The sequence below is a fragment of the Sneathiella sp. genome (genome assembly GCF_047631475.1).
GTDB lineage: Bacteria > Pseudomonadota > Alphaproteobacteria > Sneathiellales > Sneathiellaceae > Sneathiella.
Window position 1 is genome coordinate 44,401 of the sequence record NZ_JBLHZT010000015.1, and the last position, 12,114, is coordinate 56,514.

Consider the following 12,114-nt stretch of genomic DNA (forward strand, 5'->3'; position numbering starts at 1 on the left):
CCTTACTTTATTGTTCTGTCATCGCCCTATTGAAGCTAAGTAGAATAGGGTTCAGGAAATAATCCAGCGCAGTCCGTTCACCGGTTGCAATCATGACATCAGCCTGCATCCCAGGACGAAGCTGATCCATCGATAGATTGCTTTGCTCAATGTTATCGATCCGAACAAGGGCCTGATAGAAAAACGCCCCGGTCCGCTCGTTTTGGATACTGTCAGCCGACACCCCGATAATTGTACCTTCAACCGGTTTAGACGTCCTTTGGCTGAAGGCGGGAAAGCGGATGTGAGCAGTCGCTCCAACATGTACAATGTCAATGTCTGTTGGATCGACCTCTGCCTCTACAATCAATTTCTGATCCACGGGCACAATATCCATTAGTGGCTGTCCGGAAGAAATAACGGCCCCTTTGGTAAACACTGTCAGATTGACGACAAGGCCGGTATTCGGCGCGCGAACCTCGGTTCTCCCCATCACGTCAATAGACGCCCGTTCTTGCTCCTCCAGATCAAACAACATGGATTGAACATTTTTCAACTCTGCAACCGCTTCATTGAGGACCGCATTTTGAATTTCTGTAATCTGAAGCCTAATCTCGCCTATTGCCTGCTTGGATTGTGCAATTCGAGCCACATTCTGACCGCGGTTCCCGGCTAACTCTGACGCTGTTCTCTGCAAAGCCCTTAACCGACTCCGTTTTGCCAGCTTTTTATCGACCAGTTGTTGCACATCTGCCAATTCTTCCCGGATGAGTTTCAACTGTGTATCACCCGCCCGTATCTGGCCTTGTAAACCCTTCATTTCTTCTTCGAGCTGCGCAATTTTTTGCTCAAGGATCGTTATTTGCCCCTTCCGAGCTAGACGCCTTGCGTTGAAGATACTCACCTGTCCATCCATCGTCTTGGCAACATTTTCATTGGAACGACGATCTTCCAGCCATTTTGGAAACGTAATATTCTCCAGATTATCTCGCTCTGCTGTTAGGCGGGCCATCTCTGCCAATGCCACCATCTTACGCCCTTGAATCAGCTTTAGCGAAGCCTCCGCCTGCGTCTCGTCCAATGTCAACAGGACTTGGTTTTTCTGAACCAGATCACCATCTTTCACCAAAATATCCTGAACAATGCCACCTTCAAAATGTTGAATGGTCTTTCGGTTACCTTCAACACTAATGACGCCAGAGGCCAGCGCCGCGCTATCAAGCGGAGCAAATGCTGCCCATCCCATAAATCCACCAAAAAAAAGCAGAAGGATTACTACACCTGCCAGTATAGGCTTGCCGACGCCCATCTGATCTTTCGTCTGTTCTGCATTATTCATCAATAAGGTCACTTCTATGCTTTCGTTGGATAATCAGCCAACACCTTTTAATTTTTCCAACATTTTTTGTTTGTCGCCAGCCGAATACAATGTGTAGATTTCCTGCACTTCTGTTTCAGTAAGGCTCCGGTCCGCAAGCGACAGTATTTCCGCACGGACTTTATCTGAAATCGGCGCAACCGGGGCCTGTGGCGCGGAGGCATCACTCACTTCAGGCTTGGATCCGTCTTCTACCGGCTCGGGACGTTGGGTGCTTTTGGCAAGGGCTTCCTTTTCCCGTACATCCGCCCGCCGTTTCATCGCCTGGAGTTTTGCAATACGCGCCGCTCGCCCCTTGTCTTCAAACTGATGAAGTTCAGCGACTTGCCCATTTCCAGTCTCGTCGGGATCGCCAGAGACAGCATCAGACTTTAATCGGCGGGGTGCATGTTCTGTTTCGCCTGCCGGTCCAGTCAAGGCTCGATGAGATGGCCCCTGGAGTTTTTCAAGTATTTCATCGCGCCAGCCAAAGTCATCCACAATACCATTGCGAAGGACGACAATCTTATCAACATGTTTCAGTATATTCGGGCGATGTGCAATCACGATAATGGTCATGCCCTGATCACGTAACGTCTGCATAGCCTGCATCAACGCGTTTTCACCGACACTGTCAAGGCTGGCATTGGGTTCATCTAAAACCATAAAAGCAGGATTTCCATAGATGGCTCTTGCAAGCGCAATCCGTTGCCGTTGTCCTCCAGACAACGCTGCTCCCCCATCCCCAATTTGGGTATCATATCCTTTTTCCATGCGCAGGATCATTTCATGAACCCCTGCTTTTTCTGCGGCGGCAATTACTTCGTCAGGATCACCGTCCGACATTCGCGCGATATTTTCCCGAATTGTTCCAGCGAACAACTCAATATCCTGCGGCAGATACCCGATATATTGGCCCCTATCATCGGCAGGCCATTCAGCCACATCCATATTATCAAGCCGGGCATGACCACTACGGGGCATCAAGTTCCCAACCAGTATCCGCGCCAATGTCGATTTTCCGGCTGCAGTTGGACCGATCAGCCCCACTACTTCGCCCGGGTTAATTTTAAAGCTGACATTTCTTAGAACAGGTTCTGCACTGCCGGCATGGGCATAACTGACCGCTTCCACATCAATGGCGCCGCTGGGCCTGGGCAGGGGCATGGTTTTCTCTGCCTCTGTGTCCATCCCAATTCGCGCCTTTAACCGCGCATAGGCAGAGCGGGCACCCAAGAACCCTTTCCAGGCACCAATAGCCTGTTCCACCGGGGCAAGGGCGCGCCCCATAATGATTGAACTCGCAATCATTGCCCCCGGAGACATATCGCCGGCGATGACAAGCCAGGCCCCTGCGCTTGAGACTGCAATTTGAAGCGTGGTCCGGAAGAATTTCGACAAGGATGAAATGATACCACCGCGATCACTTGCCTTCGCCTGCATATCCAAAGCCTTACTGTTGGCTTTTTCCCACCGCGCGATGAGATTGGGCATCATCCCCATCGCCTCGATGACATCAGAATTGCGAGCTGCGGCTTCGGCCTGTCCCATCGCCAGAATAGACTGCTGGCCTGACTGATTTAATAATCGGCGTGTCGCAATTTCATTAAACAGAGCGAGCAAAAACAGAATGCCCGCGCCCGCCAATGCGATGCCCCCCAGCATAGGGTGAAGCAAAAACATGATACCCAGGAAAACCGGCGCAAAAGGCGCATCCAGAATCGGAAAAATGCCGGCGCCTGTCAGAAATCCGCGAAAGGTACTGAGATCACGCAATCCCTGAACGCTTGGAGTTTCCCCCTTTTTAAGCGGCGAAAGAATACTCGACTTTAAAGCAAGGCTGCCGATCCGCACATCAAGCCAGTTGCTCAACCGAACCAGAACGAATGTCCGAACAGATTCCAGTGCCGACATTGTAACAAGCGCGATGATCGCGACCAGCACGAGCATGAAAAGTGTATCCGTATTTCGACTTGTTATGACCCGATCGAAGACCTGCATCATAAACAATGGCGCTGTCAGCATAAGCAAATTTATGCCCAGGCCGAACAAGGCAACAATGACAAATACCCGTTTACACCGGCTAAGAGTTTCCTGAAGGAGGGATGTTTGATTCTGTTTCAATTTTTACCTGTCTAAAACCGTGGACATTGGCAATGAGGCTCTCAACAACCCACTTACAAGAAAAGAGCATGTTCTCATCATGTCAAAACCCTACCAAAAGACCTTCTTTTTCAAACAAACGTTGCCTATTAACAACGTTGTTCCAAATAATAACGCTCGACGGCATCGTTATGTGTTTTATTCTGCTCGGAAACTCAAATATAATGGCCACTATATGAATATAGATTTAAGATGCATCGCAAATTTGGAATTTTTAAGGCCTTGGGAGACACTCGTGTTCAAAAGTAATTCAATCAAGAGACTGGCAACCTGGGTCCTTGTCGCTAGTGTTGCAGCCGTCTTATCTGCCTGCGCAACCCCGCCTGAACTATCAGGGGCCGCACCAGAAAAACTGACAACGGCACCAGACTATGTAATTGGCGCCCGGGATGAGCTTAATATTTTTGTTTGGCAAAATCCGGACTTGTCCGTGACTGTGCCAGTTCGGCCAGACGGAAAAATTTCCACGCCGTTAATTGGTGATGTTCAGGCGTCTGAAAAAACACCATCTGTTTTGGCTGCCGATATTGCAACTAAGCTCGAAAAGTTCATTGTCGACCCTGTTGTGACTGTATCGGTCACAAGATTTTCTGGCCCGTATAACCAACAGGTTCGCATCGTTGGTCAAGCTGTCCAGCCTATGGCTATTTCTTTTAATGACCGCATGACATTGCTGGATGCCATGATTGCTGTCGGTGGCATGACAGAATTTGCCGCGGGCAATCGTTCGGTTATTGTTCGCGTAGAAAACGGTGCTGAAAAATCTTACACCGTTCGCCTCGATGACCTTTTGCTGGATGGCGATGTCTCCGCGAACGTGCCCCTGCTCCCCGGTGATATTATTATCATTCCTGAAAGCTGGTTCTAGAATAGACCCAACTTAAACAGTTTATTAAAGTGAGTGGGTTCGATTGTGAAAAATGCCCGAATAAAGGGATACCCCTATAGAATGCCGACAGCACGGCTCAAAAAACGGTTATCATGTTATTTGATGATGACGGTAGGGGTGTATGGAGCAAGTTTTTCGCAAGCGGTGGCTGGCGAATGGGACTTCTCACCTTTTGTTGGCGTTAGCGAGCAGTTTACAGACAATGCCAGAAGCTCAACAACAAATAAAGAGAGTGATTTTATTACCTCTGTTGATCTTGGCTTTACCCTGTCTGGAGAAACTCGAAAAACAGAACTGACTACTTCTTACAGTATTTCTCAGGATTACTACGCTCGTAATCACGATCTTGACGGATATCGGCAAAATTTTTTGGGAAGCGGAAGCATTGAGTTGATTGACGAGAGTTTTTTCGTTGATGCCCGGGTTACGTTTACCGAAGAAAATCTGGGCGAAACGGGAAGTACCTCTGCAACTGACCGTACACAAGCCAGTGATCGCACCCAGGTATTTAATGGTCAGATCAGCCCTTATTATGTACAGGATTTTGGTGGATGGGCCACAGGTGTCGCCCGCTACAGTTATTCGGAAACCATTTTTAAAGAGCCTGATGTTGGAGCGTCCACGACGGACACACCGGATCGTAACAGCAATGAATTTCGATTAACGCTCGACAGTGGCAGGCGGTTCGCCCGCCTAAGCTGGAGTGCAGATACTGGCATCATTAAATCAGAATCCGATGATGGCGACAATTTCGAGCATTTTTCCAGCATCGGAACAGCTCAGCTTCCAATTAACCGGCTCTTTTCGATTATTGGGACTGTCGGTTATGACGATTTTGATGCCGATAATATCGACAACGAAGAAATTAGTGGCGCTTTTGGAGGCGCGGGGATTCGCTTGCATCCGAGCAGCAGAACGGACGCCAGTTTTCAAATTGGCTACCGTTTTGGAGAGCCCGTTTTCGATATGGACGTTCAATACGCCCCAACCAGCGCAGATCAGCTATCCGCTACATACCGAGTAAGTGTACAGACAGCCGATCAAAGCTTAGCCAACACACGCCTGCTTGATGACAATGGTGATCTAATAAAACCAAACTTTTCAGTCACAGACTACGTTGATGACGTCACCAAGTCTAATAACCTTGAGGTCCGCTGGACGCGCACACGCGGCCGTAATAATTACGGATTGTCCGGAAATTATATTGAGCGGGAATTTCTAAGCGACAACACGGATGATACAACCCTGTCCATCAGCGGCAATTTCGGCCGTCGCTTAACGCCACGGGCGGACTTGTCCCTAACAACGGGATACTCAGAAACACTGGACACGCGCACATCTGGCTCAGGCGAAATAAGCTATGAAGTAGGAGCCACCTATTCCTACGATTTTGGCAGAGGCTTTACAGGGAACGTTTCGTACAATTTCCTCAATCGGGACAACAAAGTTGGCGAAGACCTCACTGAAAATGCCCTATCCGTGTCTTTCAGGAAAAACTTCTGATCCCTATTGCTGATACTCCACAGCACCAACGTCAACACCCTTACCCGAAGGTCTTGGGTTGCCAAAAAATCCTACCAAATCTCAGAGAACAGTGAGCCTGCATGAATAGCTGGGTTGTCTGATTTTATACGATTAATTTCTTTTGTAGGCTCAACAACGAGGTTGCTGCACACACGTAGCTGACACTAACGGATTCGGTACCAACAATGGCAGCGTCAAACAAACTTCCAGCTGAATTGTCTACGCATCGATAAACCTAAATTTCTCAACTCTGCAATTTTGACAATAGTAGTTTGGCGAGGTCTTTGTCTCGAATAACAAGGGCAGGCCCATCATCGTCATCGTTGACGCCCAGATCATTGGGGCTGATCAAAGGAGGAGGGGCGGGTTCTTCTTCACCCATTTTGAAAACCCCATGCTCTTTCTTATCAGCAATCACCTCATCCACAATCGCGCTATCAATTTGATCCGCCATTTGAGCGAAGCCGTAAACAAGGCTCGTGTCACTGAGAATATTAATAATACGAGGGATACCACGGCTGGCTTCATAAATCCGCTCACAGGCAAGGTCCGTAAAAAGGGGCTCGTGCCGACCCGCAACTTCTAAACGATGATTAATATACTCTTTGACATCCTCTTGTGTCAGCGGCACCAGATGGAAATCCGACGCAACACGTTGCGCAAACTGTGTTAGCTCTGGTGCTTGCAGTAAGGTCTTGAGCTGTGGTTGCCCGACGAGAATAAGCTGTAAAAGCTGGTCACAGTCCGCGTTAATATTGGACAGCAACCGCAGTTGTTCAAGCAACTTAGGGCCCAAATTTTGAGCCTCATCAACAATCAGGATTGTTCTTTTACCGTGGGCATATTGATCAATCAGGAATTTTTGCAGTTGATCGTGAAGGGCGACATGAGATTTATTTTCATAGGGTTGGTCGAATGCTGACAGGACCCATTCCAGTAGATTCCCATCTTGAATATTTGACACCAGGCCGACTTTATATTCCTGATCCAAACGATTGAGCAGATGCCGAATGAGAGTTGTCTTACCGCATCCGATCTCTCCGGAGATGACCGTAAAACCGGCATGGTTCATCACGCCATATTCAAGCATCGCATAGGCAAGCGAATGGGTCCGGCCCCAATAGATATAATCGGGATCGGGCTGAATAGAAAACGGCTTCTGTGCCAGCCCATAAAACTCTTCATACATATGTTAGACCACTTGCCAATTTGATATCGAGACATACCCGTCGGAGGGGAGGCGTCATTCCTCCCCTGTTATATAGGCCATACGTTAATAAATAACGACTGGTGTTTCCAATATCAGGACGCTTTCAATGATTTCAATTGCGCGTCGACATCTTCCATTCCCGGAATTGAGTTTCCTTGTGTCAACTCCAACGCTTTGCTCAATTCTTCGATAGCACGCGTTTTATTACCGGCGGCTTTATAAGACATCCCCAAATGATATCGCATCAGCGCAAAGTTCGGCAGCGCTTTTACGGCATCCTCGAGTAAAGGAGTGGCAAGCTCATATTCGCCCAGTTGATAGTGAATCCAGCCCAACGTGTCCTTAAAGTGCGGAACAGGAGAGCTTCTAAATCGTTTCGCATAGGAATATGCACGTCGTAAATTGGCTTCATCTGAATAAACAGTAGAGATCAAACTCGCAAGATTGTTCACCACAACATCAGAGTTAGGAAGCCGTTTCAAAACATCTTCATACACCGCGATCGCATCTTCATATTGTTGGGCCTGCTCAAACATACCGGCCTGTGCCATCTGCAAAGGGAAACTTTCTGGCAGTTCTTTTAAACCCTCTTCAAGCACTGTTTTCGCAGTCTCTACGTCCTTTTTGCGCATATAGTGCGTAAACAGAATGTAGTGGGCTGATTGTGCCTTCGGATTTTCTGCAATCACTTTTTTGTATTCTGCAATGGCAGCTGCCTCATCCCCCGAGACGTTCAAAGTCTGGGCGTACAAAAGCCGCGCAGGAACATTTTCAGGAGACGCTGCAATCACTTCTTTCAACGTCGACAACGCTTTTTCTATATTGCCCTGATTAATATGCAGCCGCACCAAAGCAACAAGAGTATTCACCCCGTTAGGAGCATTCTTATGGGCTTTTTCAAATGCTTCCAGGCTTTTTTCCATATCATTCTGTCCCGCAAAAGAGCGAGCCAGAATCTGATCGGAAAGGATATTCTCTTTATTAACTGACCGAAGACGTTCTGCGATTTCTTCAGCCCCCTTCCAATCCTTTCTGATCAGTTTGACCTGAGCAAGATTGGTCAGCAATGGCTGGTTATTCGGTGCCCTTTTCAGCGCCCGTTCAAGAATTTCTTCCGCACGGTCATATTCTGTCCGCCGGTTTAAGAACTGCGCATATTGTAAAGACGCCTGAGGCGCCGCATTCGCCATTTTATAGGCAGCGTCAAACCTGTCTTCGGCAAGTTCAATTGCGCCTGTCAACTCATGCCCGCGCGCGAGTAACAATGTTGCTTTGACAGAGTCAGGCTGTTCCCGAAGAGCCGATCGCAAATCAGTGATGGCATTTTCCACGTCCCCATTATCGATCCGCATCGCCGCCCGCAACATCAACGCCACCACATTGCGATTGTCTTTGGCCAGAACCTCTTCAACCAACACCAAAGAACCAGCCTGATCCCCTTCGCGCATCAGGATTTCGGCCATTTTCGTACGGCCACTTAGTCCGTCATCCTCTAAACCCGCTTTATCAATGACGTTTTGCAACAGCACTTTTGCCCCGTCAACATCGCGTTCCTGAAGCAATAATTCTGCCAATGCAAACTGCAAAATATAATTGTCTGGCTCCTCAGCAATCATTTTCTCCAGTTCTTTACGGGCAAGCTCACTCCCCCCAACGGACCGCATATACCGAACAATGTTCAGCTTCGCCTTTTCATCTTCTGGATTTTCTTCCGCAATCGCGCGGATTTCTGCCTCCGCTTTCTTCGTGTCTCCCTGCTTCAGATAAAAACGGGTAAGGTTATTCCGAAAGTTAACTTCATCCGGATTTGCCCGAATAAGATCCCGAAAAACGGTCTCGATACCAGCGGCATCGCCTTTTTTCTCAAGCGCCTGCATTTTGGCCAATTGCAGAGGGATATTGTCATTATTCAGCTCAAGGCTTTTGTCGATAATTGTGAGTGCGTCCTCCAGACGATTTTCCGTGATCGCGTTCACAGCAATAATCAGTGTCGCTTCAACATGCCCGGGCTCAATTTCCAATGCTTTACGAGCGGCAGTCACCGCCTCATCCGTTTTTTTCTGACGGAACAGAACTGCTGCTTTTAAGGACCAGACATCCGCTTTTTCCGGGGCAAGGCGTAACACCAATTCACTTTTGGTTTCTGCTTCCTCCATACGACCGGAGAAAAGTAATATCTTTGCCAGGCGGACATGGGCGTTGACATGTTGGGAATCCAGCTCGATCGTTTTGTAAAGGTCACCGGCATATTCCCGGAATTTACCTTCTTTTTCCTCAACAAGCCCAAGATAGTACCAAGCGTCAGCGAGATTACCGTTTAATTGCAAGGCATTGCGGAACTCCAGTCCCGCTTTGACATAATTCTCTTCTTTAAAAAGCTGCTTCCCGTTTTCATAGTGAGATTGCGCTTTTTCCTCCGGAGAGTCGCACGCAGCAAGTGCAAACATTGCCACGCCGACCAGTAAAGAGGTCAAGAGTGAACGAAACGGTTTCTTATTTTGAATTCTGGTCATGTGCCCTAGTCGCCTTTTAGCCGTGTATCGAGTATCGATAAGCTCTACCGCAAACCCCTTTTGCGCTAAAACTTCCCCATGTAATCAACTGCCAAGTAACCACTATAATATAAAGACATCGTAAACATTACACAAATCCACAGGAGAATGCGCTTTAAAAGATATTAAGAAAAAACGGGTTACAAACAAGAAGACACAAGATCCTCCCTGCCTAGCAGATAATATTCTATTTGTTGGTGGGCTTCTTCACATTACTGAACGGAATACCTGTTCCGCTTTTGACGCCCAAGTATGGTCTTTCACTCTGTTTCGCCGGCTCTCTACATCGCCTGGTGCTTTCAGATACTTACGCACTTCTTCGACAAAGTCCGCGTCTGTCCGGACCACGGCAATATGATCTTTAAAAAATTCAACCTCGGGGAAATAAGTACTAACAACGGGTCGACCGACGGCCAGATACTCTTTCATCTTAACAGGATTGCAAGCCTTTATCCAATCACTCTGGTTCCAAGGCATAATCAAAATGTCGCTTGCAGCCATATATTCAGCAACCTTTTCATAAGGTCTCTGCCCCAGAAAATGAACATTCTCAAGTGGACACCAGTTATCCGGCAACGAGCAAGCGCCGATCATGACAAAAGAAATGTCCGGCAACGCAACAGCGACATCAATAAACAACTGAGGATCAAAAGTATGAGCATCGATCCCGCCAATAAAACCAACGCGCGGATGGGGGATCCCCGCTAAGTCCTCAGGTTCAGTTTTAAAGGTATCGTACGCGACGCCAGCTTTTTCGAAATGGTCAAAATCCACACCATGATCGACAAATAATGATCCTGGATTCTCAGTCTTCTCTGCCTCAAAAAGTTCCCTCGCACAAAATAGAACGGTATCGGCCCTTTGTTTCAAAAGGACATCAAACTCCTTAATTCGCCGAGGATTTACACCTGCAAAATCCTCAAAGCGGTCCGTTCTTTGGTAGACGACCTTTATAGGATTAAGACTATCGACAACGATCTGAGCCGGGGGACAAGCCACCCAAACAAGTGGGCGCTTAATACCGGAGCGCCACGCCGCATATTTAACCTGCAACGCTAATGCCCACTTGGCGATCAGCGCACTGAACCAACCACTTCCTCCGCCTGGAAGTGTGGCCGGACTAAAAACTGAGAAATTTTCCCGAATAGGCACCAGCCCTCGAAAGAGGCTCTTAAGTTTGCGCTTAACCCGCGTTAAGAACATAGCCCCTTCCCCAACTTTCGGCGCTTTCATACCAATAGAATTCACATATAATACCGGGACGCGGCGGCTGAACTCGCGCATCATCTGCAAATCATAGTGACCGCGATTATGATACCACCAGTCAACGCCACCAAAGCAGATGACGCCGTCAAATTGGGCGGTCCTTTGAGGGCTCTTCTCAGGTGACGACTGTTCTATTCTGTTCATGGATTACTCAGTTTTGAATAAAGTGGCGCACGGCATCAATGAGCTTCGGATCAGCAAATTCGCTTACTTCCTGCCCCCCTGTGCCATCGGATGACTGACTAAGCAAAGCATCAACAGCACTGCCAAGCGCGCTTTCTTCCTTTGCCACTCGAACGCCAACCCGGTTTTGAAATTGATCTGCTGTCGCTAATTGGTGATCATTTCGATGCTCACCCAATTTTGCAAACCGCGGCATTATGACGATCGGTTTTGCGTTGGTCAGTGCCGAAATTATGGAGCCCATACCCGCATGGGCAACAACAATCTTGGATTGCCCAAATCGGATTGCAAATTCATCAGGCTCAACAAATTTTTGCCACTCGAAGAATTCCGGATAATATCCGCCGGCCCCGGGGTCAGCAATCTGTCCAAACACTTCCTGCTGGGGATTACCTTTCGCCCAATCATCCATCGCCCGAACAAGTCGGTCAAAGGGTAACTGGGTTCCAACCGTCAGGAAAATCATATGACACTCCCGGCATAGTTTGGTTTTTCAGGTTCTTCGCCGGACAACTGTTCCCATTGGGTGAGCCAAAGGTCCGCGGCGGACCTTACTTTTTGCCCGGACAATGACAGTTCTTCCGCATTGGCAATGCTGTCCACCCAGATAGTTTTTGCACCAAAGATCTTACCGAATTTCAACGCGAAAAAACCCGGAGCAGCGCCCGTTGATATGATAACGTCCGGACGCAACCGAACGAGCAAAAAGAAAATCTCCAGGATCTGACGGATTAACCTTAGCTTCTGCCACCGGTTTGCATCGGTAACGGTGTAATAGCCCGGCTCACTCTGCTGACGTTTTTTCGCATCTGTCTGCACCTGAGCCAAATACCCGGATTTGGTTGTCACATAGCTCACCTGACAACCATCCCAAGCCGGCCGCATACGCTGCAACTGCACCCAATGCCCCCCGGCTGACGCAATCGCCAAAACGTGCTTTTTTTTCAAAATACACCCCTCCCGATACAATCAACTTTTCTTTCAAATATCA

The 12,114-nt window shown here is 48.2% G+C and carries 9 protein-coding genes; 2 read left to right on the plus strand and 7 right to left on the minus strand.

Annotated features, from left to right (window positions below):
• Positions 1–7: 7 nt before the first annotated feature.
• Positions 8–1,318: an HlyD family type I secretion periplasmic adaptor subunit gene (locus tag ACJAYR_RS08365; RefSeq protein WP_415236179.1), complete on the minus strand. Its 1,311-nt coding sequence runs from the start codon at positions 1,316–1,318 to the stop codon at positions 8–10.
• Between the two features lie 33 nt (positions 1,319–1,351).
• Complete coding sequence (locus ACJAYR_RS08370; protein WP_415236180.1) at positions 1,352–3,460, minus strand: type I secretion system permease/ATPase; 2,109 nt, start codon at positions 3,458–3,460, stop codon at positions 1,352–1,354.
• Positions 3,461–3,734: 274 nt separating this feature from the next.
• Here ACJAYR_RS08370 and ACJAYR_RS08375 point away from each other — a divergent pair, with 274 nt between their 5' ends.
• Positions 3,735–4,367, plus strand: coding sequence for an XrtA/PEP-CTERM system exopolysaccharide export protein (locus tag ACJAYR_RS08375; protein WP_219821770.1), 633 nt, complete (start codon positions 3,735–3,737; stop codon positions 4,365–4,367).
• Positions 4,368–4,448: 81 nt separating this feature from the next.
• Complete coding sequence (locus tag ACJAYR_RS08380) at positions 4,449–5,891, plus strand: TIGR03016 family PEP-CTERM system-associated outer membrane protein (protein ID WP_415236181.1); 1,443 nt, start codon at positions 4,449–4,451, stop codon at positions 5,889–5,891.
• A 265-nt stretch (positions 5,892–6,156) separates the two neighbouring features.
• Here the strand turns inward: ACJAYR_RS08380 and ACJAYR_RS08385 are convergent, their stop codons facing one another.
• The 5 genes from ACJAYR_RS08385 to ACJAYR_RS08405 all read right to left on the minus strand — a co-directional run bounded on the left by ACJAYR_RS08385 (position 6,157) and on the right by ACJAYR_RS08405 (position 12,071).
• Positions 6,157–7,101 carry an ExeA family protein gene (locus ACJAYR_RS08385; protein ID WP_415236182.1) on the minus strand — a complete coding sequence of 315 codons (945 nt, stop codon included), beginning with the start codon at positions 7,099–7,101 and terminating at the stop codon, positions 6,157–6,159.
• A 113-nt stretch (positions 7,102–7,214) separates the two neighbouring features.
• Positions 7,215–9,635 (minus strand): tetratricopeptide repeat protein, encoded by a 2,421-nt coding sequence (locus tag ACJAYR_RS08390; protein ID WP_415236183.1) that lies wholly within the window; start codon positions 9,633–9,635, stop codon positions 7,215–7,217.
• A 246-nt stretch (positions 9,636–9,881) separates the two neighbouring features.
• The gene (locus tag ACJAYR_RS08395; RefSeq protein ID WP_415236184.1) at positions 9,882–11,084 is read right to left on the minus strand and encodes a glycosyltransferase; all 1,203 of its coding nucleotides are present in this window, start codon (positions 11,082–11,084) and stop codon (positions 9,882–9,884) included.
• Positions 11,085–11,091: 7 nt separating this feature from the next.
• Positions 11,092–11,589, minus strand: coding sequence for a glycosyltransferase (locus tag ACJAYR_RS08400; protein WP_415236185.1), 498 nt, complete (start codon positions 11,587–11,589; stop codon positions 11,092–11,094).
• Entirely contained in the window at positions 11,586–12,071 is a 486-nt protein-coding gene (locus ACJAYR_RS08405) for a UDP-N-acetylglucosamine--LPS N-acetylglucosamine transferase (RefSeq protein WP_415236186.1), read from the minus strand. The genes ACJAYR_RS08400 and ACJAYR_RS08405 overlap by 4 nt, the downstream gene beginning before the upstream one ends.
• Positions 12,072–12,114: the final 43 nt, after the last annotated feature.